This window comes from Kitasatospora sp. NPDC058218, from assembly GCF_042882445.1.
GTDB lineage: Bacteria > Actinomycetota > Actinomycetes > Streptomycetales > Streptomycetaceae > Kitasatospora.
On the sequence record NZ_JBHVWC010000005.1, the window covers coordinates 184170 to 209146 of the forward strand.

General features: G+C 74.1%; 21 protein-coding genes. 11 read left to right on the top strand and 10 right to left on the bottom strand.

What is annotated here, in order from left to right; all coding sequences use genetic code 11:
* Nucleotides 1–138 precede the first annotated feature (138 nt).
* From ACFVYI_RS04930 to ACFVYI_RS04940, 3 genes are all read right to left on the bottom strand, one after another.
* Complete coding sequence (locus ACFVYI_RS04930) at nt 139–960, bottom strand: LPXTG cell wall anchor domain-containing protein (protein WP_387881630.1); 822 nt, start codon at nt 958–960, stop codon at nt 139–141.
* 251 nt (nt 961–1211) lie between these two features.
* Nucleotides 1212–1574, bottom strand: coding sequence for a hypothetical protein (locus tag ACFVYI_RS04935; RefSeq protein ID WP_387881632.1), 363 nt, complete (start codon nt 1572–1574; stop codon nt 1212–1214).
* 296 nt (nt 1575–1870) lie between these two features.
* Nucleotides 1871–3835, bottom strand: a complete 1965-nt coding sequence (locus ACFVYI_RS04940) for a ricin-type beta-trefoil lectin domain protein (protein ID WP_387881634.1) — start codon at nt 3833–3835, stop codon at nt 1871–1873.
* 323 nt (nt 3836–4158) lie between these two features.
* Here ACFVYI_RS04940 and ACFVYI_RS04945 point away from each other — a divergent pair, with 323 nt between their 5' ends.
* The 4 genes from ACFVYI_RS04945 (at nt 4159) to ACFVYI_RS04960 (ending at nt 11280) form a co-directional block, all read left to right on the top strand.
* On the top strand, nt 4159–5898 hold the full coding sequence (locus ACFVYI_RS04945) for a hypothetical protein (RefSeq protein WP_387881636.1): 1740 nt from the start codon (nt 4159–4161) through the stop codon (nt 5896–5898).
* 206 nt (nt 5899–6104) lie between these two features.
* Nucleotides 6105–8789 carry a hypothetical protein gene (locus ACFVYI_RS04950; RefSeq protein WP_387881638.1) on the top strand — a complete coding sequence of 895 codons (2685 nt, stop codon included), beginning with the start codon at nt 6105–6107 and terminating at the stop codon, nt 8787–8789.
* Complete coding sequence (locus tag ACFVYI_RS04955; RefSeq protein ID WP_387881640.1) at nt 8786–9874, top strand: ComEC/Rec2 family competence protein; 1089 nt, start codon at nt 8786–8788, stop codon at nt 9872–9874. The genes ACFVYI_RS04950 and ACFVYI_RS04955 overlap by 4 nt, the downstream gene beginning before the upstream one ends.
* Nucleotides 9875–9876: 2 nt before the next feature.
* Nucleotides 9877–11280: a hypothetical protein gene (locus ACFVYI_RS04960; protein WP_387881642.1), complete on the top strand. Its 1404-nt coding sequence runs from the start codon at nt 9877–9879 to the stop codon at nt 11278–11280.
* A gap of 80 nt (nt 11281–11360) precedes the next feature.
* Here ACFVYI_RS04960 and ACFVYI_RS04965 read toward each other — a convergent pair whose 3' ends face one another.
* Complete coding sequence (locus ACFVYI_RS04965) at nt 11361–12266, bottom strand: LysR family transcriptional regulator (RefSeq protein WP_387881644.1); 906 nt, start codon at nt 12264–12266, stop codon at nt 11361–11363.
* A 317-nt stretch (nt 12267–12583) separates the two neighbouring features.
* Here ACFVYI_RS04965 and ACFVYI_RS04970 point away from each other — a divergent pair, with 317 nt between their 5' ends.
* From ACFVYI_RS04970 to ACFVYI_RS04985, 4 genes are all read left to right on the top strand, one after another.
* Nucleotides 12584–13279, top strand: coding sequence for a hemerythrin domain-containing protein (locus ACFVYI_RS04970; RefSeq protein WP_387881646.1), 696 nt, complete (start codon nt 12584–12586; stop codon nt 13277–13279).
* Nucleotides 13280–13337: 58 nt separating this feature from the next.
* Nucleotides 13338–13811 (top strand): DUF4440 domain-containing protein, encoded by a 474-nt coding sequence (locus ACFVYI_RS04975; protein WP_387881647.1) that lies wholly within the window; start codon nt 13338–13340, stop codon nt 13809–13811.
* 102 nt (nt 13812–13913) lie between these two features.
* Nucleotides 13914–15125 carry an MFS transporter gene (locus ACFVYI_RS04980; RefSeq protein WP_387881649.1) on the top strand — a complete coding sequence of 404 codons (1212 nt, stop codon included), beginning with the start codon at nt 13914–13916 and terminating at the stop codon, nt 15123–15125.
* Between the two features lie 131 nt (nt 15126–15256).
* Nucleotides 15257–15742, top strand: a complete 486-nt coding sequence (locus tag ACFVYI_RS04985; protein ID WP_387881651.1) for a MarR family winged helix-turn-helix transcriptional regulator — start codon at nt 15257–15259, stop codon at nt 15740–15742.
* Between the two features lie 45 nt (nt 15743–15787).
* Here the strand turns inward: ACFVYI_RS04985 and ACFVYI_RS04990 are convergent, their stop codons facing one another.
* Genes ACFVYI_RS04990 through ACFVYI_RS05015 form a run of 6 tightly spaced genes read right to left on the bottom strand, consistent with a single transcriptional unit; the run spans nt 15788 to nt 21460 of the window.
* On the bottom strand, nt 15788–16033 hold the full coding sequence (locus tag ACFVYI_RS04990) for a hypothetical protein (protein ID WP_387881653.1): 246 nt from the start codon (nt 16031–16033) through the stop codon (nt 15788–15790).
* Between the two features lie 41 nt (nt 16034–16074).
* A complete protein-coding gene (locus ACFVYI_RS04995) occupies nt 16075–17037 on the bottom strand; it encodes an oligopeptide/dipeptide ABC transporter ATP-binding protein (RefSeq protein WP_387881655.1) in 963 nt (320 codons plus the stop codon).
* Nucleotides 17034–18029, bottom strand: a complete 996-nt coding sequence (locus ACFVYI_RS05000) for an ABC transporter ATP-binding protein (RefSeq protein ID WP_387881657.1) — start codon at nt 18027–18029, stop codon at nt 17034–17036. Before ACFVYI_RS05000 ends, ACFVYI_RS04995 begins: the two co-directional genes overlap by 4 nt.
* Nucleotides 18026–18907: an ABC transporter permease gene (locus ACFVYI_RS05005; RefSeq protein WP_387881659.1), complete on the bottom strand. Its 882-nt coding sequence runs from the start codon at nt 18905–18907 to the stop codon at nt 18026–18028. Before ACFVYI_RS05005 ends, ACFVYI_RS05000 begins: the two co-directional genes overlap by 4 nt.
* On the bottom strand, nt 18894–19901 hold the full coding sequence (locus ACFVYI_RS05010; protein WP_387881661.1) for an ABC transporter permease: 1008 nt from the start codon (nt 19899–19901) through the stop codon (nt 18894–18896). The genes ACFVYI_RS05005 and ACFVYI_RS05010 overlap by 14 nt, the downstream gene beginning before the upstream one ends.
* Entirely contained in the window at nt 19898–21460 is a 1563-nt protein-coding gene (locus ACFVYI_RS05015; RefSeq protein WP_387881663.1) for an ABC transporter substrate-binding protein, read from the bottom strand. Before ACFVYI_RS05015 ends, ACFVYI_RS05010 begins: the two co-directional genes overlap by 4 nt.
* A gap of 250 nt (nt 21461–21710) precedes the next feature.
* On the opposite strand from ACFVYI_RS05015, the gene ACFVYI_RS05020 reads away from it, so the two are divergent.
* The 3 genes from ACFVYI_RS05020 to ACFVYI_RS05030 all read left to right on the top strand — a co-directional run bounded on the left by ACFVYI_RS05020 (nt 21711) and on the right by ACFVYI_RS05030 (nt 24971).
* On the top strand, nt 21711–22319 hold the full coding sequence (locus ACFVYI_RS05020) for a TetR family transcriptional regulator (RefSeq protein WP_387881665.1): 609 nt from the start codon (nt 21711–21713) through the stop codon (nt 22317–22319).
* Between the two features lie 133 nt (nt 22320–22452).
* Complete coding sequence (locus ACFVYI_RS05025) at nt 22453–23193, top strand: tyrosine-protein phosphatase (protein WP_387881667.1); 741 nt, start codon at nt 22453–22455, stop codon at nt 23191–23193.
* Complete coding sequence (locus tag ACFVYI_RS05030; RefSeq protein ID WP_387881669.1) at nt 23187–24971, top strand: glycoside hydrolase family 3 protein; 1785 nt, start codon at nt 23187–23189, stop codon at nt 24969–24971. Before ACFVYI_RS05025 ends, ACFVYI_RS05030 begins: the two co-directional genes overlap by 7 nt.
* Nucleotides 24972–24977 lie beyond the last annotated feature (6 nt).

The following is a 24977-nucleotide window of genomic DNA, read 5'->3' on the forward strand; positions in this document are numbered from 1 at the left end:
GTTTTCGTTTTTTTTTTCCTCGTGGGCTTCGTCGGCGTGTTGGGGGCCCTGGTCGGCGTGGGGTGCGGCGCGGGGGGCGGGGTGGGCGCCGGGCTGGCCCCCCCGCCCCCCCCCAACCGGCTCCCGAAGGAGGTCGGGTCAGTGCTGGCCGGCCTTGCGGCGGCGCATGACCAGGACGGTGCCCGCGCCGACCAGCGCGAGGGCGGCGAGAAGCGTCAGGCCGATGTTCGCGCCGGTCGAGGCCAGGCTGCCCGAACCGCTCACCGCCGCAGAGGCGGAGGGCGAGGGCGAACCGCCGGCAGCCGCGTCGACCGTCGAACCGGTCGAGGGGGTGGGCGTCGCGGTGGGGCTGGAGGCGGCCTTGGTGGTGACCGACGCCGATATGGACGCGGACGCGGTGGCGCTCGGCGAGATGGCGCTCGGCGAGATGGTGCCGCTCGGCGTGACGGAGGCGCTAGGCGGGGTGGACGCGCTCGGCGAGATGGAGGCGCTCGGCGTGGTCGGGGTTGACGGCGCCGACGTGGACGGCTTCGGGCTCGGGGAGGTGCTCACCGCCGGGCAGGTGTGCGAGAGGTTGAACCACTTCACCTCGCCGCCCTGGACCTCCGCGCTGGCCGAGGTCAGCTTGGCGCCGGGCGCCGACCCGACGTAGGCGTGCTTGGTGGTGGGCGGTCCGAACACGGTGACCACCTGCGGTGCGCCGTTGTCGAAGGCGACCGTGAGCTTGACGAAGTCCGTCGAGTTGCCGGGGAGGACGAAGTGCCAGCCGTCCTGGTCGGTGCCGATCGACCCGCACTTCGCCTCGTGCTCACCGAAGCCGGCAGCCGCGACGGGAAGGTCCTGGTGGACCGGGACGGTGTAGGTGCCGGCGGTGGCGAAGGCCGAGGGCGCCACCGGGAGGATCAGGAGGCCGGCAGCCGCTGCCGTGAAAACGGCGCGGGTGGTGAGAGAAGCGTGCATGGTCACCGTTCACTGTCAGGGGTGGAAGCTATGAGACGCGGGCCGGTCCGATCGAACGGGCCGTGGCCGTCTCATGTCCCTCAGCGCCGATGCCGTCCGACGTGTCACACCCCGGATGTAACCTTTCGGCATCGATCCGCGGAACTCCCGGCGAGTCGCTCCCCGGGCGGCCTGGTGCACGGCTGCGACAGCCGCCGGGGCTGCACCTGACGGAGGTCCGAGCGGTGGACTGGTGCGGGGGCGCGGTCGGCTCAGGCGGGTAGCCAGGACGGCCACCAGGGCGGCACGTTGTCGGTCGGGCAGAGTCCCGAGTCACCGTGGTACCCGTTCGGCGTGCCCAGCAGCGCGAAGCATCCTGCCGCCACCACCGCGAGCGCGAGCAGTACCAGACCCGCCGGGACGATCCCCCGCCAGGCGATGGACAGCCCGGCGGTCAGCCGCCTCGCGCCCGCCCACACCGCCACCGCCGCGACCAAGCACAGCAGCTCCATACCGGGCCACTCGACGAACGAGAACGTGAACCGGTGCTGCGGCTCCCAGGCCGCATCGCAGTAGCTCCGCGCCGATGCCACCAGGAAGGCCGCACCGTACCCACCGGCCAGGCCCAGAGCCACGACCCCGACCCCGGCCACCCCCCGCAGGACGGCGGGCCCCCGAACCCCCGGGGCCCGCCCGGACTTTGCACCGGCAGGGACACTCATGCTTCTCCGGACGCACCCGCCGCGGCGACGGTTCTGCGCACGACGAGGTGGTCCGAACGCCGGCCCGCCCCCTGGTGGAGTCCACAACGGCGTGGCCCGGCGAAGGGGCGCCGGCCGTGCGGCCGGCGCCCTTCGCCATGACTACGGTCGGCCGGAGGCGCGGGCGTCCTCGGCCTCGGGTGCGGGCAGGTGCTGCCGCGGGTTGCCGATCAGAGGAGCTGGAAGGACCACTCCTGCTTCCAGCCGCCTTCGCAGCTCCACACGCCGAGCTGCTTGAAGTCGGAGTCGTGGGTGAGGCAGTCGTCGTCGGAGATCTGGATCCGGTACTTGCCGTTGCCCAGGCTGACGAACTGCCACTTCTGGTTGGAGGTGTTGCCCCAGGCCTGCTGTTCGGCCACGTAGCTGTCGGGGTTCTCGGTGAGGTTGTAGCCGAGGTCGTTGACGATCCGGTAACGGTCGCCGCCCAGCGGCTTGATGGTCCAGCGGGACCCCTTGTACCCCAGGATCCCGCCCACGATGGGCGAGCCCCAGCTCGCGGTCTCGGTGGGTGCCGAGGCGCCCAAGCCGTTGGAGAGCTTCAGGAACAGCGGCCGCTCGGTCGGGACGCTCGCGCCGCCGCCCGTCGGGGGCTTCGGGTCCTTCGGATCGGTCGGCGTGCCCGGTTCGGCCGGGGTGATCACGCCGCCGGACTGGGACTCCAGGACCCACTCCTGCTGCCAGCCCTGCTTGCACGTCCACACGCCGAGCTGCTTGAAGTCGGAGTCGTGGGCGAGGCAGTCGTCGTCGGAGATCCGGATCTGGTACTTGCCGTTGCCGACTCCGACGAGCTCCCACTTCTGCTGGGAGGAGTTGCTCCACGGCTGGAGTTCGGCCATGTAGTTGCTGTTCTCGGTGAGGTCCAGCCCGTAGGAGCTGGTGATCCGGTAGCGACCGCCGCCCACCGGGGCGACCTTCCACTTGGATTCGTTGCCACCCCGGATTCCGGGGACGACCGACGCGCCGGCGGAGCCGCTGACCGGGACGGCGCCCAGCCCGTTGGAGAGCTTCAGGTACACGTCGGCGCCGTTGGCAGGCGTGGTCGGGGTGGTGGTCGGCGGGGTGCCGCCCCAGGCCCAGTTCTGGTTGGGCGCGTCCCGGTTGCTCTCGGATCCGCAGGCCCAGGCCGCCACCGTGCTGCCGTTGGCGGTCCGGCCGCTGAAGTCGTCGATGCAGACGTCCTTGGACCGGTCGTCCTGGTCCGTCATGTGCCGAAAACCGCCGCTGGCCGACATGTTCCAGCGCTGACCGGGGATCTCCAGGCAGTCCCAGACCTGGAGCTTGGTCCCGTTCCCGGTCTTGTTGGCCTCCAGGTCGAGGCACTTGCCGTTGGCGGCCCGGAGCTTGTACCCGTTGTAGGTCCACTTCTGCGCGTCGCCGCCGTTGCACTCCCACATCTGCACGGGGGTGCCGTTCGCGGTGCCGTTCCCGCTGACATCCAGGCAGGCGTGGTAGCCGGGGCTACTGGAGTCGGGGGTCAGGCTGCCGGTCCTGGTGCCGTAGCCGGACCGTGCGGGGAAGTGGATGGTGCGCACGTCGCCGTCGCACTTGTAGGGCCGCGCGGTGCCCATCCGGCAGGTCCACGGCTCCTTCTTGACGGAGTCGCCGTCATTGCCGACGAACGCCCAGTTCAGGTAGCCGCCGTCGCCCCGGTTGCGGAACGTCGAATCGCCCTGGAAGACCCAGATCCGGAACTTGTCATAGCCGGATGGTTCCTTCTTCTCCTTGTCCAGGAAATGGTTGAGCTTGTAGGTGGTGTCGAGCAACACCCCCTTCATGTCGGCCTTGTGCTCGTTCGTGAACCACTCGGTGTCATAGAGGTCGGTGCCCACGGTCTTGAACACCATGACGTTGAATCCCGGAAACTTCTCGCTCAACTTCGCCGCGGTGTTCTGGGTGAACTCCGCATTGTCCAGCTTGTTGAGGTTGGCGGCATTGTGCATGAGCTTGATCACGTCGAAGGTGGCGCTGATCAGCGAGCTCATGCAGTTGCCACCCCCCGGCACGGCCGGGGTTCCGCAGGTCTTGTCCACGGGAGCGTTCGGCGCAGCCTGGGCCTGCACGGTCAGGCCGGAGAACACGGCGACTGCGGCGATCCCGCAGGCGAGAGCGCGTTTCAGGCGGGACAGGGGTTCCATATCGGAATCATCTTTCTTCTCAAGTCGAAAACATCTTTCGTCTCGACAGAGATGGACGATAGAGCCTGGAATCCGCCGTCTCGCGACTCCTGACGACATCCATACGGCAAGGCCGGGAGGTCTGCCTTTTCGCGCACCACGGCGGCCCGGTGGGCTTTGCGGGCCGCCGTCGTGACCGGTGCCGGTCGGTGAACGTCACCCCGGCCGGGGCACGGGCTCGGGAAGCTGTGTCACAGTGGCCCGTGCCCCGGGTTCGGGGCAGGTCACGGCAGGCAGACGGCCGCTGTCGCAGGCCTGGTCGAACAGGGTCGTACAGGGGCGCGATGACGGTGGGGTCGGGGGACGACAGGTACGTGCGGTGGCGGGCCGCACAGGCTGTGCAACTGCTCGCCTGGATCGCCTCGTTGCTGCCCCCGGAGGTGCACCGCCTCGCGATCGCCGAGCTGGGCGGCGCCGACCACGTGGCCGCCGAGGTCGCGCGGGCGGAGGGGCCCGGCCGCCGCACGGGCCGCCGCCCCGACGGCGACCACCCCGACGGCGGCCGTCCCGACGGTGGCAGCCCCACCGCCCGGCTGCGCGAAGCCGGCTCGGTGCTGGAGTGCGACGCGGCGCTCGCCGCCGGCGCCGGAGTGGACTGGCCCGCCCTCGCGGCCGCCCACCGGTGCGAGCCGTTCGGACGGCACCAGCGGCGAGCGCTGATCGCGCGCCCGGACTGCCCGGACGCGTTCACCGCCGAGCTGCTCACTCCGTGGGACCCCCGGGTGGCGAACCGTCTGGTGGCCCGGCGGCGGGAGCTGCCGCCGTGGGCCTGGCGGCCGGGGCTCGCCCGGATCGGCGAGCTGCGGCCGTCGCTGCTGCGCCATGTGCTGACCGGGGAGAACGCGGCCGACCTGCTGCGCGCGACCCCCCGGCTGGACCTGCTGGTGGCGGCCGTCGACGGCTACGACCACAACCACCACCGGCAGATACAGGCCTTCTGGGAAGCCGTCGGCGCGGCGCTGCGGGCCGGGGTCGGCGCCGATCCCGACGCCTGGCTCACCGCCGCGACCCGGCTGCCCGGCCACCGCGGCAGCCTGCGCGGACTGCTCCGTGGGCTGCGGCGCCCGGCGGTGGCCGGGGCCGCCGGGCAGCCCGACCTGCGGGTTCTGCTGCAGGCGCCGCCGGAGGTCCTGGTCGCGGTCGTCGCCCGGTACGGCGACGGCGAACTGTCCGACCTGGCCGATCGCCCGCTGCGCCGGCTCCGGGCCCGGGAGTACTTCGCCCGGACCTTCGTCGACCGGCTCCACGAGGCGGGCGTCCCGCCGCGGGCCCTGTTCGCCCGCTGGGCCCTGGGCGCGTACGGGCGCGCGACCGCGACGCACGCCTGGCTCCACGGCCTGGACGCCCGGCTGGACCACTCCATCGACCACCACGCCCACGCCGATGCGCAGTTGCGGCGTCTGCTGGTCTGGCGCCGGCCGCCGGAGCCTCCCGTTGTCGACGTGGTCGCCCGGCTGCGCCGGTGCCTCGGCCCGGTCGAGGCGCAGGCGGTGCTGGACCGCGCGTGCGGGGAGGCCGGGCACCCGCCGTGGCCCGAGCTGGTCCGCGCCCACACGCCGGCCCCGCTGCCCGAGCCGGTCCTGTGCGTGCTCGCCGACCGTGCCGGGTTCCCCGACGTGCTGGCCCGCTCCCTGCCCCGTGAACGGCTGGTCCAGCTCGCCGGGCACGGGCCCGCGACCGCCCGGGCCGCGCTGGCCGACCTCGCGGACACGTCGACCGGATCGGCGCTGATCGACCGCGTGCGCGGCTCCGGGGTCCTCGACGACCGGGAGCTGCTGACCGCGATCCGGCCCGCCCTGGAAGCCCTTCGCTACGGGTACCACCTGCCCCGGCAGGCATCCCGGCGCGACACCTGGGGCGCTCTGTGCGCCGAACTGGCCGGGCGGGCTGCCGCCGCCGCGGGCCCGGGCTTCTGGCCGGCGGCGGCCGAACACCTGCCCGGCTACGACGGCCCGCTGCCCCGGTTCCTCGCCACCGCAGGACCTCCGTCACCGGACTCTCCACCGGGCACGCCACCGCGCTGACGGACGGCTGCCGCCGCCCACACGCGACCGTACGGAGCGACGGGCGAGCGGCGTCAACTGCTCGACGGTTCAACGTTTGACGCCTCAGTCCTTGCCCCCGGCCGGCACCCCGCGCCGACCTCCCGACCTGTGGCAGAGTGGAAGGGTCGGGAGACCGACCTGAGTCGCGGGTGGTCTCCCTTCGGAGCCGGTGACGAGGTCTCCCCATGACTGAGCTGCACCACATCCTCTCCATCGCCCCGGAAGCCCTGGCGGCAGCGGGCCTGGTGGACCGGGAGGACACGGCCCCGACGAGTGCGCTCGAAGCGCTGCCGCAGGAGCGGCCGTGGATGTGGCGGCTCCCCCGCGAGGCCCGCGCCCGGGTCGTCGGGAACGTCGAGCTGCAGGAGGAACTGGCCCTCGCCTGGCACGACGCCGTCGAAGACGCCGCCCCCGTCCGGCTCGCCCTGCACGACGTGCCGCCCACCGACCGGCTCGCGCTCGTCGCGCGGTTAGGGGCCCTGCGCCCCGCCGTCGAGTCGCTGTTCGTCGCGGACCAGACCCTGGAGCCGGATCCCCACTGGCACCGGCCCCTGCGGGTCGGCGCCGTGGCGGCCGACGCCCGGCAGCTCCTCGACGGGCTGCGGTCCGACCGGAGGATCGCACCGCTCGTCGACACGAACACCCCCGGTGCACGGGGCGAGGGCCGCGACCTCCTGGTGGTGTCCGAGCCGGACGAACTGGCCCCGCTGGAGTTCGCCGCCGACGGTCTCCGCGCGACCTGCCTGCTGTGGTGCGTCCGGCGACCTCCCGGGAGTGGCGAACTGGCCGGGCTCGACACGGCGGTGCGCGTTCTGGGCGCCTCCGGCTGGATCGTCGCCGACCTCTCCGGGACCGACGCCGCCGGCTGGCTCGACCGGTTCGTCCGCGCGCTGTCCGACGGCCTCCCCCTGGACGAGGCGGCGGCGCGTGCGGGCTCCCGGCTGACCGTGGCCCACACCGAGCTGGTCGAGCGCCGTGCGGTGTCCGCCTCCCTCCGGTCCGAGGACGAGCGGGCGCCTGCTCTCGACCCACCCACGAGAATGTCGACACCGGAACCGGAACCCGCACCCCCGCTCGCACCCGCACCCGACTTGCTGGGCGACGCCGGTGCCGTGCGGGACGCCTATAACTATCTGGCCCACGCGGCGAGCGCCCGGCCCGGCGCCCGCTTCCTCCAGGCGCTCGTCACCGTGCAGGCGACCGGCGAGCAGCGACGCCAGGCGTTCCGTCCCGGCGCCGTCCACGACATCCACGTCCGGGTCGGCCCGGGCAGCGCCGAGTGGCACGCGCTGATGGAGGAGTTCCCCGAGGAGGGCCTCGCCTTCCGGGGAGCCGGAGCGCGACTCCTGGTCGAGTTCTACGAGGACAGGACCACCGCGAGCCGCCATCCGCCCAGGAAGATCGTCCTGCCGGACCGGGGCGCCTCCAGCGAGGCCGTCTTCCCGGTCTCCGTGGGGCCGGGCGAGCGGGAGATCCGCTGCGGCGCACGGGTCTACCACGAGAACCGGCTGTTGCAGCGGCTGGAGCTCGTCGGCCCGGTCGGGCCGGCGGACCGGCCCGTCGACGGACAGGAGATCGCCATCCACGGCGAGCTGTTCAGCTCCCTCATCACCTCCCCCGGTACTCCGCCCCGGCGCGACGGCGACCGCCGGGCGGTCATCCGCGTCGAGAGCGGCGAGAGCGCCGACATCCACCTGGGAGGGCGGAGCACGCCCGTGCGTCTCGACGGCCTCGACGAGTTCAGGGTCAGGATCCGGGAGTACCTCAGCGACGTCCTCGCCCGGGACGTCGATGTCCAGGAGCCCGGCGACCACGCGCCGGACGACCTGTTGCGCGGCCTCGCCCAGCAGGGCAGCACCCTGTTCGACCAGTTGGTGAGGCTGGGCCTGGGCACGTTGAAGGACGTCACGTTCCTCCAGGTGGTCTCGGCGGAGGCGGCGGAGCTGTGGCCGGTGGAGTTCGTCTACGACTACGGGTATCCGCGGGACGGTGCCGGGCTCTGCGCCGACTGGCGCAAGGCTCTCGCGACCGGCACGTGCTCCTGCGGCCGCGCCGCCGCTGCGGCCGGGCCCGGCCGCCGGACGGTCTGCCCGCTCGGGTTCTGGGGCATCCGCATGGAGATCGAGCGACGGGTGGAGCGGGCCAGGCTCGCGGGGACGGTCGTCGAACCGGACGCGACGGACGAGGGCAGGCCGCTGCGTCCGGTCGACAGTGTGCTCTTCGCGGCGAGCAACAAGGTCCGCGCGGCGGACCGCACGGCCACGACCCGAGCCCTCCAGGCCTCGTTCGGGGTGAACGGACTGCACACGGCCGCCAGTTGGCGGGCGTGGCGGAAGGTGGTCCGCACCCAGGGCCCGCCCCTGCTGTTGGCCCTCCCCCACAACGGACGCGACGAGGGAAACACCATCGTGCTGGAGATCGGCAACAGGCTCAGGCCGAGCAGGCTGCCGTCCGTCCTGATCGGCCGCCAGGACATCCTGTCCGACCTGCGCGACGGCGACACGGGCCCGATCGTCATGCTCCTCGGCTGCACCATGGCGGAGGCCGACGTCAGCTGGCAGAACGTCGCGGCGAAGTTCCTCCAGGAGAGCGCCCCCGTCGTGGTGGGGACACTCGTGCCGACGCTGGGCCGGCAGGCCGCCGTCATGGCGACCATCGCCGCGACGATGCTCGCCGACCGGGCGAGCGACGGCAAGAGCATCGGCGAACTGGTCCGGGACATCCGCCGCCGGCTGCTAGCCCTGGGGTTCACGCTCGCCATGTCGATCGTGGCCTTCGGCGACGCCCGCTGGCTCGTCGCGAGCCCTGCGGCAGCGGGCCCGACGGGAGAAGGCCCCCCGGACGAACGCCCCGCCGGAGGTGGACCGTGATCACCGTGGAGATGTTGCCCGCCGCGCACGGCGACGCGCTGTGGATCGAGTGGCCCGGGCCCGGCGGCGAGGTCCACCGCATGCTCGTCGACGGCGGGCCGAGCACCACCTACCGGGCCGTCCTCGACCGGGTGGCGTCGCTGCCGAAGCGGGACCGGCGCCTGGACGTCCTGGTCGTGACGCATGTGGACGCCGACCACATCGAGGGCGCCGTACGCCTCCTCCAGGACCGCACCCGACTGGGGCTGTCGATCGGCGACGTCTGGTTCAACGGCTGGCCGCAGCTCACCCAGGACGCCGATCTGCTCGGCGCGGACCAGGGCGAGATGCTCCAGGCCCTGATCGGCAGCCAGCGCCTCGCCTGGAACACCGCCTTCCGCACGGGCCGCCAGGACGCGCCCGCCGTCCGGGTCGCGGACCGGCGGGCCCTGCCCTCGGCCGAGCTTCCGGGCGGTGCCCGCGCCACCGTGGTGTCCCCCGGCGGGCCCGAACTGGCCGCCCTGCGGCGGGAATGGGCCAAGGTCCTCAAGGGCCTCGGGGTGACCCCCGGACGCCCCGAGGAGGCCCTGGACCGGCTGGCCCGGCGCAGGGACCTGCGCGGCCTCGCCGACGACCTCCTCGGCGGCGATCGGGTGGACGGCTCCGTGCCGAACGGGTCGAGCATCGCGTTCCTGCTGGAGCTCGGCGAGCACCGCGTCCTGCTCACCGGTGACGGCCACGGCGACGTCCTCGCGCGCGGCCTGGCCCGGCTCCTGACCGAACGCGGTGCGGACCGGCTGGCCGTGGACGCCCTCAAGGTGCCCCACCACGGCAGCGCCGCCAACACGACGGACGAACTGCTGGCGCGACTCACCACCCGCCGCTTCCTGATCTCCACGAACGGCGACAAGTTCAAGCACCCGGACGAGGCGGCCGTGCTGCGCATGATCGGCGCGGCGGACCGCACGGCCGGGCCGCCCGAGCTGGTGTTCAACTACCTCAGCGACACGACGGAGCCGTGGGCCGACCCCGGGCAACAGCGGACGCTCGGCTACACCGCCGTCTACCCGGCACGCCCCGAAGCGGGCACGACCGTGGAGGTCTGACCATGGCGAAGATCGGTGTGGCACTCTCCGGCGGTGGCTACCGCGCCACCATGTGGGGCATCGGAGCCCTGATCTACCTGGCCGACACCGGCCGCAACCGCGAGGTGGTGGCGATCTCCTCGGTGTCCGGCGGCTCGGTCGCGAACGGCGTGGTCGCCCACGAGACCGACTACCGCGACGGCACCGGACCGGAGTTCGCCGATCGCGTCCGCCCGCTGATCCGCCACTGCGCCCACACCGGGCTGTTCTTCTGGGGCCCGTCCACCAATGCGTACGTCCGCTCGCTGTTCGCGCTCACCGGCCTGGCCGTCGCGGTCACGCTCGCCGGGGTGGCCGCCACCGCGGTCGACGGGATCCGGCTCCTGTCCGGCGCCCTGCTGGTGGCGGGTCTGCTGCTCTGCGCCGGTGCGCTGCTGGTCTTCGAACGGCGCAGCATCGTGGTGGACAAGGCGCTGGCCCGTGAGTTGTTCAACCGGGGCGGCGTCGCCACGCCGCTGCGCGACGTGCGGCGCCCGGTCGACCACGTCTTCTGCGCCACCGAGCTGCAGAGCGGCGACCACTTCTACCTCTCGCCCGCCTTCACCTACGGGTACCGGTTCGGCACCGGCGCCCCGGGAGACCTTCCGCTGTCCACCGCGGTGCAGGTCTCGGCCTGCCTGCCGGGCGCCTTCGCCGTCCGACGCCTGCCCACCGGACGCCTGCCCATCGGACGGGTGTCCACCGCCACCCGGGACGGCGCCGATCCCGCGTCCACCGCCACCGAACTGGTGCTCACGGACGGCGGGGTCTACGACAACATGGCCGACCAGTGGCTGACCGCGCTGGCGGACCGGGCCCGGCGCGCCGACCGGCCGCCCGCGCAGTACGAGGTCGACGAGATCGTCGTGGTCAACGCCTCGGCCGGAATGACCTGGCGCCCGCTGCCCCCGTCCCGGCTCCCGCCGGTCGGCGAACTCGCCTCGCTGCTGCGCATCAAGAGCGTGATGTACGACGTCACCACCAGCCATCGGCGCAACACCCTGGTGCGGTGGTCGGAACGCCCCGCACCGGCCGGCGCCCCGGTGAGCGCGCTGGTCCACATCGCGCAGTCCCCCTACCGGGTGGCCGACGCGTACGCCGGTGCCGGGGAGCGGTGGCCGGACCGCGCCACCCGCGCCAAGGAGGTCCTCGACGCGCTCGGCGACGACGCGCAGCACCGGGCCGCCTGGCAGGAGCGGGCGCGCCGCAGCAGCGGCACCAGCACGGTGCTGCGCAAGCTGGGCGCCGACACGACCACGGACCTGCTCTTCCACGCCTACACCCTCGCCGCGTGCAATCTGCACGTCCTGCTCGGCTACCCGCTGCCCCCGACCCTGCGGGACCGCCAGTACTTCGCCGACCTCGTCGGGCGCCGCGACGGGGCCTGACGCGGGGCCGCGCCGCCGCCCGGGCCCGGGGCGCCGGGTTCGCCCCAGTCAGGGGGGTGACCGCTCGCCAGGTGCGCGCCTCAGCCGATGCGGTCGCTGACCGGACGGGGGCCGACGTCGGTGGCGGTCTGGACGAAGGCGCGGAGCCGGGCGTTCTCGGCCGCGGTGGGCCAGACCAGCGCCCACTGGGTGACGGGCGCGTCGTGGATCGGCAGGAACGTGATGCCGGGCGGTGTGTAGTAGCGGCGGACGTGGGCGTTGAGCGGGCAGATCAGCTGCCCGGCGGCCAGCAGGGCGAGGAGTTCGTGGAAGGTCCGCGCCACCTGCCCGCGCGGGACGGGGCGTCCGCTCTCGGTGACCTTGGGGACCATGGCCTCGAACCAGTAGTCCGGGACCAGCGGGCCCGGGTCGAGGACGGTCCGGTCGGCGAGGTCCTCCATCGACACGGACTCCCGGCCGGCCAGCTCGGAGCCCGTCGCGACCGCGAGGACGCGGCCCTCGGTCAGCACGGTGGGGCCGACACTGAGGTCCGGTTCGTGCACGGGCCGCCAGAGCAGCTGCACGTCCGTCCCGCCGGTGCGCAGCAGGGCGAAGGGGTCGCTGAAGTGGATCTCCACGACGTCGACGTCACAGTCGGGGTGGCGGGCCCGGAACGTGTCGATCAGGGGCCGCATCTCGCTGCCCAGTACGCCCATGACGCCCAGCCGCAGCGTGCCCCGCACGCCCAGCGCGGCCTCGGTCGCCCGGGCCAGACCGCCGTGGATCAGGTCGTAGGCCTGCTGGAGCTCCACCCGCAGGACCTCGCCCACCGGGGTGAGGGTCACGCTGCGGCTGGTGCGGTCGAACAGGGCGGCGCCGATCCGCCGTTCCTGCTTCTTGATCGCCTGGCTGACGCGCGCCTGGGAGATGTGCAGCCGTTCGGCGGTGCGGCCGAAGTGCAGTTCCTCGGCGAGGGCCAGGAAGATCTCGATGTCCCGCAGTTCCATGGCGCCCCTCCCCCGCAATAACCCCCTGGTTATCGATCAGATCGCAAAGTCTACGTTGATCGCGAAGCAGCACGGGTGGAAGGTGGAGGTACCCGGAGGACGCCCCGACGGACCCCTCGACAGGTGCCCAACCCGCTCGCACAGAAGATCAGTTGAGCGCGGCGGTGGGCGGACGACGGGATCCGCCAACTCTTCGAAGGAACCGATCAATGCGGACACCCATGAACCACCCTGCCCCGGGCGCGACCGCACCGCCGCGCGGCCGCCCGACCCCGCCCGGTACCTGACCGGCGCCCGGCACCAGGAGATCGACGACCTTGAGCGACCGACTCCCGATGGAAACGACGTACCTCGTGCACGACGCGCTGCGCCGGGAGTTGCGGCAGCTCGCCGCGGTCGCCACCCGCGGCGACGGCACCCTCCGGGGCGTCCTGCGCGGCGCGGCCGGCTGGAAGCTCCTCCGGCGGGCCCTGCGCGTGCACCACGGCGCCGAGGACGCGGCACTCTGGCCCGTGCTGCGCCACGCCCTGGCCGGCCGGCCCTACGACCTGGCGTTACTGGAGGCGATGGAGGCCGAGCACACCGCGATCGGCTCGCTGATCGGTGCCGTCGACGAGGCGCTCGCCGAGCCGAGCACCGATCCGGTCCTGCTCGGTGACCTCGTCGACGCGCTGGTCACGGGTGTCGGCGGACACCTCCGCCATGAGGAGGAGAGCACGTTCCCGCTGGTCCAGGCCGTGGTGACGGCGCAGCAGTGGGAGCGGTTCCAACAGGTGCACGCCCGGCGGATCGCGGCGGACGCCGACCGGCTGCTGCCCTGGCTCCTGGACGGCGCCGACGAGCGGACGGCCACGGCAGTGCTGGCGCCGCTGCCCGCACCGGTCCGGCGGGCCTACCGGGAGCGGTGGCGGCCCGCGTACGCCGCGCTCGACCGGTGGGGCCCCGGGACCCCGGTTCCGGCTCCGGCTCCAACCCCGGTTCCAACCCCAACCCCGGCCCAGGCTCCGACCTGAAGCGAACGCCGACGCGTCACGACTCGAACCACCCGACCACAGAACAGGACCCACTCCGTTGAACGATCTCCGGCGGGAGCACGACCTCGCAGCCATCCGGCGACTCGTCGAACTGGCCGAGGAGCACCAGAGCGACCCCGAGCGCTTCATCCCGCTCCACACCCCCGACGCGAGCGTCGTCAACTTCGGCGGCCGGTACGTCGGCGACCGGGCGACGCTGGCCCGGGTGATGGCGCAGGCCCTGGCCTCGCCCCTGGCGAGCGTGGCCACCAGGACCGAGATCCACGGCATCCGCTTCCTCGGCGCCGACGTCGCGATCGTGGCGTGCGTGAAGCACGTCTTCGACAACCGGGACGCGGAACTGCGCGACGGTTCCGACAGCCGGCTGCCCGCCCGGACCGGGCGACTGACCTACGTCGTCGTCCGGCGGTCGGACACCGAGGAGGACGGCGCCCCTGCCGGGGCGGGCGACGCGACGCCCGGGCCGATCTGGCTGATCAGCAGCGCACAGACCACCCCGGTGCTGGCCTGAGCCCACCGGGCCCGCACCTCCGCCCCCTTCCACCGGCGGCCGACGGCCGGCCGGCCGAGCCCGCCTGCCCGCCTGCCCGCCACCACCCGAGGACCGTGACCCATGACGACCGTCGAGCCCGTCCGGCCGAGCACCTTCGCCCCACCACCACCCGGCCCCGACCCCGTACCACTGCGCCGATGGCTGGCCCTGGTGGCCGTCGCCGTCGGCACGTTCTCCATGGTGACCGCCGAGCAGCTGCCGATGGGGCTGCTCACCCCCATCGGGGGCGCGTTCGACGTCTCCGAGGGGACGGCCGGTCTGATGGTGACCGTGCCGGGCCTGGTCGCGTCCGCCGCCGCGCCGCTACTGCCCGTGGCGATCGGGCGCCGGGACCGCCGCACCGTTCTGATCGGCCTGCTGGCCCTGATGGCCGCGGCCAACCTGCTGGCAGTCCTGGCCCCGAACTTCGCCGTGCTGCTCACCGCGCGCTTCCTCGTCGGGATCGGCATCGGCGGGTTCTGGGCGCTCGCCGCCGGCATCGCGGTACGCCTGGTGCCCGACGCCCACGTCGGCCGGGCCACCGCCATCACCTTCGGCGGCGCCACCGCCGCCAACGTCCTGGGGGTGCCGGCCGGAACGCTGATCGGCGAGTTCAGCAGCTGGCGGACGGCCTTCGCCGCCGTCGGCGGGCTGGGCCTCCTGGTCGTGGTCGCCCTGTTCGCCCTGCTGCCGGCCCTGCCGGCCGCCGAACCCGTCCGTCTGGGCACGCTCGCCGCGCAGTTCCGCAACCGGGCCGTCCGGACCGGCGTCCTGACGACCTTCCTGCTCGTGGGCGGCCACTTCGCGGCCTTCACCTTCGTCAGCCCCGTCCTGCAGGACGTCGCCGGCATCGGCGCGGGCATGGTCGGACCGCTCCTGCTCGCCTTCGGGGTCGCCGGCATCGTCGGCAACTTCCTTGCGGGGGCGAGTGCCGGGCGGGACATCCGCACCGTCGTCATCGGCATCGCCCTGCTGCTCATGACGGTGCTGGCGCTCTTCCCGCTCGTCGGCACCGGCCCCGTCGGCGGGACGGTGCTGCTGATCGGCTGGGGGCTGGCCTTCGGCGGCGTCCCGGTCAGCGTCCAGACCTGGATCCTGCGGTCGGCCCCCGGCGAGACCGAGGCCGCCACCGCCCTCAACACCTCCGTGTTCAACCTGGCGATCGCGCTCGGCGCCCTGCTCGGCGGCCTCGTCGTCAACGCGGCCACCCTCGACGCCGTGCTCTGGACCGGCGCCGGGATCGCCCTGCTGACCGCCCTGACGCTCTGGAGCGCCCGCCGGACCACGGCGTGAGCGTCTACTTCTTGACGGATCGTCAGGATCTGCCGCCCATCGGGGCGAAGCGCCCGACGGCGCACGCCCGGCGGTGGCGAACCGCAGTACCGGAACAGGTCCGGCCCACCGACCGGACACCCTCGACCCTCGTGAAGGAGCTCACCGCCGTGGAGATCAAGGAGTACTCGCAGGAGGAGCTGGCCGCCCAGCCCGTCGCGTACTGGACCGGCGTCGCCTACCAGGAGATCATCGGGTTCATCCGGCGCCGGCAGGCCGAACTCGGCTTCACCCAGCCCCAGTACTGGATGCTCCGGCACCTGTCGAAGCACGACATCTCGCCGGACGGGCACGGCATGACCGTGCCCGAGCTGGCCGAGGCCATGAAGTCCTACCTGCGCCCGGAGGACGATCCGGCCGGTGAAGCCGAGGCGTTGCTGGAACTGGGCTGGGTCACCCAGGACGGCGTCGGGCGGCTGTGGATCACCGAGAGCGGCGACGCGGCCCGCGCCGCCCTCAAGACCCACGCGCCCGCCTGGCGCGACCTGATCCACGAGGGCGTCGACGACGCCGACTACGCGACCACCCTGCGGGTCCTGCGGCGGATGATGCGCAACGTCGGCAGCGACCTGGTGTGAGACCTGCGGGCGGCGGGCGGCCCCACCCGCCGCCGCCCGCAGGTCTCACCCCGTCGACGTCGGTACCCGCGGGGCCCCGCAGGAGACGACCCGGCGGTCGTCGATCATGAGGCGGGCGATCGCCGTGCCGCCCTTCGACCAGCCGAGCGCGCCGATGCGGTGCGGGTCGAGGGCGCCGAGCAGGCCGGCCGGCAGCGCCCGGCGCCCGGCGTCGGGGTTGCACCCGGCGGCGAGCTCCTCGACGCGGTCGACGACGAACCGGACGTCCGCGGCGAAGTCCCCCGGCGTCATCGGGCAGGCCCGGTCCGGGACGAGGACCGCTCCCCGCCCCCTCAGGACAGCAGCGGCCGGTGGCAGGCGACGGTGCGGCCGGGCGCGACCTCGCGCAGGGCGGGTGTCTCGTCCGCGCAGCGGGCATCGGCCAGCGGGCAGCGGGTGCGGAACCGGCAGCCGGACGGCGGGGCGAGCGGGGAGGGCGGATCGGCCGGGAGCAGACCGGTGTCGCCGAGCGCGCGGCCGGGCTCGGGGACGGCGGCGAGCAGGGCGGCGGTGTAGGGGTGAGCGGGGGCGGCCAAGACCTCCTCGGTGGGGCCCTGTTCGCAGAGCCGGCCGAGCTGGAGCACGGCCACGTCGTCGCTCACCGCCCGCACCACGCCGAGGTCGTGCGAGATGAACAGGCTCGCCAGGCCGCGTTCCGCGGTCAGCCGGCGCAGCAGATTGAGGACGGTCGCCTGGGCGGAGACGTCGAGCGCGGAGACGGCCTCGTCGGCGATGAGGACGCGGGGTTCGGCGGCGAGCGCGCGGGCGATGGCGACGCGCTGGGCCTGGCCGCCGGAGAGCTGGGCCGGCCTGCGGTCGCCGAACAGCGCGGGCGGCAGGCCCACCGCGGCCAGCTGCTGCTCGACCACGGCCGCCCGGTCGCGCGCCGGGTCGGGGTGGGCGTCGAGCGGTTCGGCGACGAGGTCGCGGACCGTCCGGCGGGGGTTGAGCGAGGAGAGCGGGTCCTGGAAGACCATCTGCATCCGGGGCCGCAGCGCCCGCAGCGCGCGCGGGGAGAGCGCGCCCAGGTCGGTGCCGTCCAGGGTGACGGTGCCGGCGGTGGGCGGGGGCAGCCGCAGCAGGGCCTTGGCGATGCTGCTCTTGCCGGAGCCGGACTCGCCGACCAGGGCGAGGGTGCGGCGCTCCCGGAGCTCCAGGGCGACGTCGCTGACGGCGTGCAGTGGCCCGGACCGGGTGCGGTGGACCACCGAGAGGCCCTCGGCCCGCAGGACGGGGGCGGTCGGGGCGGCGCTCATGCGGCGTTCTCCATCGTGCTGAGGGGGAAGTGGCAGGCCGCCGTCCGCCCGGGGCCGACCGGCTGGACGGGCGGCGCGGCCGTGGTGCAGACCGCCCGGGCGAGCTCGCAGCGCGGGGCGAACGGGCAGCCCGCGGCCGGCCGGGAGAGGTCCGGCGGCGAGCCGGGGATGGCCGGCAGGGTGCGGCGCAGCGGTCCGGTGACGCGTGGCACCGAGCGCAGCAGCGCGGCGGTGTACGGGTGGGCGGGCCGTTCGGTGACCTCCCCGGTGGGGCCGGTCTCGACGATCCGGCCGCCGTACATGACGGCGATCCGCCGGGCCCGCCCGTAGAGCAGGCCGATGTCGTGGGTGATCAGGAGGGTGGCGAGGCCCCGGGTCTCGCGGTGGCGGTCGAGCAGGTCGAGGACGGTGCGCTGGACGGTGACGTCGAGGGCGGTGGTGGGTTCGTCGGCGAGCAGCAGCGCGGGCTGTCCGGCGAGGGCGGCGGCGATGCCGACGCGCTGGCGCAGGCCGCCGGAGAGTTCGTGCGGGTAGGCGCGGGCGCGCCGGGCCGGGTCGGGGACGTCGACGGCGGCGAGCAGCTCGGTGGCCAGCTCGCGGCGGGCCCGGCGGCCGAGCCGGCGCCGGTTGGTGAGCGACTCGGTGACCTGGTCGGCGATCCGGACCACCGGGTTGAGGGAGGTCATCGGGTCCTGGTGGACCATGGCGACGCCGGTGCCGAGCAGTTCGCCGCGGCGGGCGGAGGTGGCGGTGAGCAGGTCCTCGCCGTTCAGCAGCACCGTGCCGGTGGACTCGACCCGGGTGGTGCGGGCGTGCACGCCGAGGACGGTGCGGGCGAGGACGGACTTGCCGGAGCCGGACTCGCCGACCACGCCGAGGCACTCCCCCGCCTCGATGGTGAGGCTGACGTCGTGCAGGATGTGCAGCGCCCGGCCGTCGGGGGTGTGGATCGTGGTGTCGAGCGAGCGGACGTCCAGGACGGGGGTGGTCATGCGGTGGTTCCCTTCGAACGGAGCCGCTCGCCGAGGTAGTTGAGGGCGAGGACGGTCAGGCAGAGCACCGCGGCCGGCGCGAGCGAGATCCACGGTGCGCTGCCGAGCGTGGTGCGGCCCTCGGCGATGATGCCGCCCCAGGACGGCTCCGGCGGCCGCAGCCCGAAGCCGAGGAAGCTGAGCGAGCCCTCGGCGACGATGGCCACCGTCGTCGCGGTGAAGGCGAAGGTCAGGGCGATCGGCGCGACGTGCGGGACGACCTCGCGGCGCAGGATCCGCAGCGGCGCGGTGCCGATCATCCGGGCGGCCTGGACGAAGCCGCGCTCGCTGAGCGACAGCACGACCGCCCGGACCACGCGGGTGAACGAGGGGACGGTGAACAGGCCGATCAGCACGCCGATCACCGGCAGGCTCGGGCCGCGCAGCGAGACCACGATCATCACCAGGATCAGCGTGGGGACGGACATCAGCAGGTCGGTGACGAAGCCGATGACCTTGTCGACCGGGCCGCGGAACCAGCCGGCGGCCAGGCCGAGCGCGCCCCCGCCGAGCAGGCCGACGGAGACGGTCAGCGCGGCGACGGCGAAGGAGGCGCGGGCGCCGGCGACGGTGCGCTGGAGGAGGTCGCGGCCGGAGGCGTCGGTGCCGAGCCAGTGGCCGGGGCCGGGCGGGGCGGAGGGGTGGGCGAAGTCCCCGTGCAGCGGGTCGAAGCCGGGCAGCAGGGGCAGCAGCAGGGCGCCGAGCGCGACGGCGGCGAGCCAGGCGGTGGCGGCGATCACCGCGGCCGGGGGCCGTCGCCGGGCGGGCCCGGTGGTGGGGGCGGCCGCGGCCTGCTCTGCTGCGGCCGTGGCCGGTTCGACGGTCTCAGCGGTGGTCATGGGCGATCCTCGGGTCGAGCGTGCGGTAGAGCAGGTCGACCACGAGCGTGGCCGCGACGACGGCGGTGGCGCTGACCACGACGACGGCCTGGATGACGGGGAAGTCGCGGGCGTTGATGGCCCCGGCGGCGAAGCTGCCGAGGCCGGGGACGGCGAACAGCGTCTCGACCAGGACGGAGCCGCCGAGGGAGGTGCCGATGCCGATGCCGATCAGGGTGACCAGCGGGAGCGAGGAGGGGCGCAGCGCACGCCGCAGCAGGAGCCGGCCGGTGCCCATGCCGCGGCTGCGGGCGGCGGCGATGTACGTCTGGTCGAGGGTGTCCAGCAGTTGGCCGCGCAGGGTCCGGGTGAAGACGGCGGCCTCGGTGAGGCCGAGGGTGAGCGCGGGCAGGACGAGGTGGCGCAGGTTCTCGACCGGGTCCTCGGTGAACGGCGTCCACCCGGTGGCGGGCAGGATCCGCAGCTGGACGGCGGCGAGCCAGATGAGCAGCAGGCCGAGCACGAACCCGGGCACGGCGAGCCAGACGAAGGCGCCGGCGGTGGCGACGCGGTCCAGCTTGCCGCCCGGCCGCCAGGCCGAGAGCAGCGCGACGGGCAGGGCGATGCACAGTGCCACCAGCTGCCCGGCGAGGAAGAGTTCGAGGGTGACGGGGATGCGGTCGGCGAGTTCGGAGGTGACGGCGGCGCCGCTGGTCAGCGAGTGGCCGAGGTCGCCGTGCAGGGCGTCGCCGAGCCAGCGCCAGGTGGCGGTGAACACGTTGTCGTCCAGTCCGAGACCGGCCTCGTAGGCGGTGACCTGCTCGGGGGTGGCGGTGGGGCCGAGTGCGGCGAGCGCCGGGGAGCCGGGCATCACGTGCGGCAGCCAGAGCGCGCCGAGGGTGACCAGGAGGAGGGCGGCGCCGGCCCGCCCGACCGGCCCGGCGGCGCCCCACAGACGGGCGGCCGGGCGGTGGGCGGCGCCGGGCGGTGCGGCCTTGACGGCGGCGGTCGTCACTTCTTCACCCACAGGACCGCCGGGGAGACGTTGACGACGGTCCGCTTGGACACGTCGGGCAGGCCGGCGACCCGGGTGGTGGCGAGGAAGCCGACCGGGTTCTCGGTGAGGAAGAGCATCGGGGCGTCCGCGACGACGGCCTGCGCCGCCTCCTGGTAGGAGCGGGCCCGCTGGGCCCGGTCGAGCGAGGCCCGGCCGGCGCCGATCGCCCGGGCGGCCTCGGGGCTGTTCCAGCCGGTGAAGTCGAACGGGGAGTCGGGCAGGTAGAGGCTCGCCAGCGCGGTGTCGGTGTCACCGAACATGCTGGTGACGAAGTCCATCACCTGGAACTTGCGCTGGAACATCGCGGTGGCCAGGCTCGCCGAGTCCATCGGCTTGACGGTCATCCGCACGCCCGCCTCGGCCAGCATCTGCTGGAGGACGGTGGCCCGCTGCTGGCCCTCGGGCCGGTTGTCGACCAGGTACTCGAAGGAGAGGTCCGGGTGGCCGGCCTCCGCGAGCAGTGCGCGGGCCTTGGCCACGTCGCGGGCGGGGTAGGCCGCGGCGCCGGTGCCCCGGTAGGGGGATGTGGAGCCGATCGGGCCGTCGGAGACCTTGCCCTGGCCGAGGTAGACGACCTTCTCGACGGACTCGCGGTCGATCGCGTACTGGAGGGCCCGGCGGACCTTCGGGTCGTCGAAGGGGGCGGCCTTGGTGTTGAACAGGACGGTGGAGGTGGAGCCGGGGCCGGTGGCGGCACGCAGCCCGTCGCCGCCGGCCTGTTTGTACTGGGCCGGGGTCTCCGTCCAGATCAGGTCGGCGTCGCCGGAGCGCAGCGACTGGTAGCGGCTGTCGGAGTCGGGCAGCACCCGGTAGACGAGCTTGTCGGCGTGCCCCTTGGCGCCCCAGTAGCCGGGGTTGCGGGCGAGGGTGACGGAGACTCCGGGTTGCACGCTCTCCACCGTGTACGGGCCGGAGCCGACGGCCGGGGCGTCCCCGGCGGGCGTCTCGGAGACGTAGCCGAGCGAGCGGGTGAACAGGCTGGGGAAGGCGGCGTTGGGGGCCTTGAGGGTGAAGGTGACGGAGGTCGGGGAGTTGACCGCCATGGCGCCGATGGTGGCGGCGTCGGCGGCGCAGGAGCACTTGGCCTCCGGCTTGGCGAGGCGGTTCACGTGGTCGACCACGGCCTGCCCGTCGAGCGGCTTGCCGTCGCTGAAGGCCACGCCCTCGCGCAGGTCGAGGGTCCAGCCGGTGGCGTCGGCGTTGGGGGTGAAGGACTTCGCCAGGTGGGGCTGGACGGTGCCGTTGTCGCCGTTGACCATCAGCGGGTCGAACAGCGCGTTGGCCAGGATCATCATCGGCATCGAGGTGAGGACGCCGTCGGCCGGGTCGAGCTTGGCGAACGGGCGGTCCAGGCCGATCTTCAGGGTGCCGCCGTCGACCGCCGCGCCGTCGTTCGCCGCCGCCTTGGCGGAGCCGTCGCCGGACACCGCGTCATCGGACGCCGAGCAGGCGCCGGCGGTGAGGGTGACGGCCAGTGCGCAGACCGCCGATGCCACAACGTGCTTGTGCCGCTTCATGGTTCCTCGGGTTTCTCAGGTCACGGGGGGTGGGGCGCCGGCCGGGGGGACTGCCGACGACGACACCATTTCGGACATGGCAGTACTGCCAAAAGGCAGTTGTGCAAACTTCGCGTGGCCAGCTGCCGAAGAGTTGGCACGCGCCTTGAGCGGGTCACGTCGGGCGTGATTCGGTACTGGTGGCGGCGGTGCGCGAGGCACCGTCCCGACGACGACACCCGGCGACGGGCGGACGAGGAGCGGCATACCGATGCGGGCGCAGGAGACGGACACCGTGGCAGAGCTGGGCATGCGCGACCGCAAGAAGGCGCGCACCCGGGAGACCATCCGCACCGCCGCGCTGGACCTCTTCGAGGAACAGGGCTTCGAACGCACCACGGTCGACCAGATCTGCCGCCGCGCCGACGTCGCCCACCGCACGTTCTTCCGCTACTACGCCACCAAGGAGGCCCTGCTCTTCGGCTGGGACTACGGGCAGACCGTCCTCGACGCCCTCGCCGCCGCCCCCGCCGACCTCAGCCTCTGGGAGGCGTTCGACCACGCCCTCGCCGCGACCGACGGGCGGATGGAGGAGCCCGCCGAGCACACCACCCGCCGCCGGGCGCTGCGCCGCGAGTTCCTGGAGATCAAGTCGGTCCGCGACTACGCCCTCGTCCTGGTCGACGCCCTCGGGCAGCGCGCCGCGGACGTCGCCGCCGAGCGCCTCGGCGTCGACCCGCACACCGACCTGCGCCCGCTCGCCCTCGGCGCGATGCTGGCCGGCATGATCCGGCGCCACGTCCTGATCGGCTCCGAGAGCGGCGGCACGTTGTCCGACTGGGCCGACGCCTTCCAGGACGTGCTGCGCCCCACCCGCTGACCGCGGCCGCACCGGTCCGCCCGCCACCCGCCCCGTCGGGTGACGGGCCGCCCCGGCATGCCCCGACCGGCCCCCGATCCCCCTACGCACCAACCCCGTTCTTCGCTGTTCCGCACCTCCGAAAGGCCCCCGCATGTCCCTGGTCAACTTCCGCGACCCCGCCCGGCTCACCGACCCCGACGGGCGGCGGATCCGCGCCGGTCTGCTCTACCGCTCCGCCCAGCCCTTCCCCGCCGCCGACGAGGCCACGGTCGAGCAGCTGCGCACCGCCGACGTCCGCACGATCGTGGACCTGCGGGGCGCCGCCGAGTGCGACCCCGCCGACTGGGCCGCCGCCGAGGCGGACGGGGTCACCGTCGTCGCCGCCCGGATCGACCCCGTCACCGGCGCCCTCGCCGAGGCCATGCGGACCATGACCACCTCCGCCGACCTCGGCGCCTTCTACCTGCTGATGGCCGAGTCGGCGCCCGGGGCCGTCGCCGCCGCCGTGGAGGCCGCCGCCCGGCCCGGCGGCGTCCTGCTGCACTGCGCCGCGGGCAAGGACCGCACCGGCCTGCTCACCGCCCTGCTGCTCGACGTCCTCGGCGTACCGACCGAGGACATCGTCGCCGACTACGCCCGCACCGCCGAGGCGCTGCCGCAGATCTGGGCCGGCCTCGCCGTCCGCCACCGCATCTCCCTGAACGACACCGCCGCCCGCGACGCCGTCCCGGCTCCGCTGCTGGGGGCCCCCGCCGAGGCGATGGCCGCCTTCCTCGGCCTGGTCCGCACCCGCCACGGCGGCTCGGCCGCCTTCCTGGCCGCCTGCGGCGTCACCGCCGCCACGCTCGACGCCTTCCGCGCCAAGGCCGCCCCGGAGGCCGTCGCATGCTGACCCTGCTGCGCCACACCGACGGCACGCCGTTCCGCGACCTCAACCACAACGGCACCATGGAGCCCTACGAGGACCGGCGCCTGCCCGTCGAGGAGCGCGTCGAGGACCTGCTCGGCCGGATGACCCTCGCCGAGAAGGCCGCGCTGATGCTGCACGGCCGAATGATTCCCGGCGGTCCGGACGGCCAGGCCGGCCCCTTCCCGACCGGCGCCCACCTCATCGCCGAACACGGCCTCACCGCCTTCGCCATGATGGCCGTCCCGGACGCCCGCACGATGGCGCTCTGGAACAACCACGTCCAGGACCTCGCCGCCGCCGAGCGCCTCGGCATCCCGGTCACCCTCGCCTCGGACCCGCGGCACGGCACCTCCGCCAACCCGCTCACCGCCGCCGGCGGCGGCGGCGGCTTCAGCCTCGGCCCCGAGCCGATCGGCCTCGCCGCCACCGACGACCCGGGCCTGGTCCGGGAGTACGCCGAGCTGATCGGCCGTGAACTGCGCGCCGTCGGCATCCGGCTCGCCATCCACCCGATGGCCGACCTCGCGACCGAGCCGCGCTGGCCCCGGATCAGCGGCACCTTCGGCGAGGACGCCGACCGCGCCTGCCGCATGATCGCCGCCTACCTCCGCGGCCTCCAGGGCGAGCGGATCGGCCCGGACAGCGTCGCCTGCATGACCAAGCACTTCCCCGGCGGCGGCCCGCAGTTCCGGGGCGAGGACTCGCACTTCGCGGCCGGGCGCCGGCTGGTCTACCCCGGTGGCGCCTTCGAGCACCACCTGCGCCCCTTCGAGGCCGCGTTCGAGGCCGGCACGGCGCAGATCATGCCCGCCTACGCGATCCCCTCCGGCGCCGGGCCGGCCGAGGTCGGCGCCAACTTCAACCACGCCGTCATCACCGGCCTGCTGCGCGGCAGGTACGGCTTCGACGGGGTCGTCTGCACCGACTTCAACGCCATCACCGGGATGGACGTCCCCGGGCTGGTCACCCTCCCGCCGCGGAACTGGGGCGTCGAGGAGCTGTCGGTCACCGAGCAGGTCGTGCTCACCCTGGACGCCGGCGCCGACCAGCTCGGCGGCGAGACCGACCCCGAACTGATCCTGGCCACCGTGCGCTCCGGCGCGGTGAGCGAGGCCCGGCTCGACGAGTCCGTCCGCCGGCTCCTGCGCGACAAGTTCCGCCTCGGCCTGTTCGACGACCCCTACGTCGACCCGGACGCCGCCGCCGAACTGGTCGGCGCCCCGGCCGGACGCGAGCTCGGCCGCCGGGTCCAGGCACGCTCCCTGGTGCACATCGCCGGAGCGCCGCGGACCGGTACCCGGCTCCACGTCGAGGGCGTCGACCCGGCCGTCGCCGCCCGGTACGGCACCGTCGTCGAGCGGCCGGAGGACGCCGACCTCGTCGTCGTCCGGATCGCCGCGCCCCACGAGACCCGCGACGGGTTCCTGGAGCGGTTCTTCCACAGCGGCTCGCTGGAGTACCCGCCCGAGGAGGTCGCGCGGCTGCGCGCCCTGGCGGCCGCCGCGCCCACCGCCTTCGTGGTGCACCTCGACCGCCCCGCCGTGCTGACCCCGCTCGCTCCCCACGCCGCCCTGCTCATCGGCGAGTTCGGCGCCACCGACGACCTCGTCCTGGACGCCGTGCTCGGCCGCACCCCGATGAGCGGCGTCCTGCCGTTCGACCTGCCGCGCTCGGACGCCGCCGTCGAGGCCGCCCGCGAGGACGTCCCCTTCGACACCCGCGACCCGCTGTTCCGCTGCAGCCACCCGGCGGCCGGCTGAGCGGAC

Excerpts from the sequence above, each read along its gene's own strand:
- ACFVYI_RS05000 (WP_387881657.1), bottom strand. The coding sequence starts at position 18,029 with ATGACCACCCCCGTCCTGGACGTCCGCTCGCTCGACACCACGATCCAC.
- ACFVYI_RS04995 (WP_387881655.1), bottom strand. The coding sequence starts at position 17,037 with ATGAGCGCCGCCCCGACCGCCCCCGTCCTGCGGGCCGAGGGCCTCTCG.
- ACFVYI_RS05030 (WP_387881669.1), top strand. The coding sequence starts at position 23,187 with ATGCTGACCCTGCTGCGCCACACCGACGGCACGCCGTTCCGCGACCTC.
- ACFVYI_RS04945 (WP_387881636.1), top strand. The coding sequence starts at position 4,159 with ATGACGGTGGGGTCGGGGGACGACAGGTACGTGCGGTGGCGGGCCGCA.
- ACFVYI_RS05020 (WP_387881665.1), top strand. The coding sequence starts at position 21,711 with ATGCGGGCGCAGGAGACGGACACCGTGGCAGAGCTGGGCATGCGCGAC.
- ACFVYI_RS04965 (WP_387881644.1), bottom strand. The coding sequence starts at position 12,266 with ATGGAACTGCGGGACATCGAGATCTTCCTGGCCCTCGCCGAGGAACTG.
- ACFVYI_RS04940 (WP_387881634.1), bottom strand. The coding sequence starts at position 3,835 with ATGGAACCCCTGTCCCGCCTGAAACGCGCTCTCGCCTGCGGGATCGCC.
- ACFVYI_RS05015 (WP_387881663.1), bottom strand. The coding sequence starts at position 21,460 with ATGAAGCGGCACAAGCACGTTGTGGCATCGGCGGTCTGCGCACTGGCC.
- ACFVYI_RS04930 (WP_387881630.1), bottom strand. The coding sequence starts at position 960 with ATGCACGCTTCTCTCACCACCCGCGCCGTTTTCACGGCAGCGGCTGCC.
- ACFVYI_RS04990 (WP_387881653.1), bottom strand. The coding sequence starts at position 16,033 with ATGACGCCGGGGGACTTCGCCGCGGACGTCCGGTTCGTCGTCGACCGC.
- ACFVYI_RS04950 (WP_387881638.1), top strand. The coding sequence starts at position 6,105 with ATGACTGAGCTGCACCACATCCTCTCCATCGCCCCGGAAGCCCTGGCG.
- ACFVYI_RS05025 (WP_387881667.1), top strand. The coding sequence starts at position 22,453 with ATGTCCCTGGTCAACTTCCGCGACCCCGCCCGGCTCACCGACCCCGAC.
- ACFVYI_RS04980 (WP_387881649.1), top strand. The coding sequence starts at position 13,914 with ATGACGACCGTCGAGCCCGTCCGGCCGAGCACCTTCGCCCCACCACCA.
- ACFVYI_RS04960 (WP_387881642.1), top strand. The coding sequence starts at position 9,877 with ATGGCGAAGATCGGTGTGGCACTCTCCGGCGGTGGCTACCGCGCCACC.
- ACFVYI_RS05005 (WP_387881659.1), bottom strand. The coding sequence starts at position 18,907 with ATGACCACCGCTGAGACCGTCGAACCGGCCACGGCCGCAGCAGAGCAG.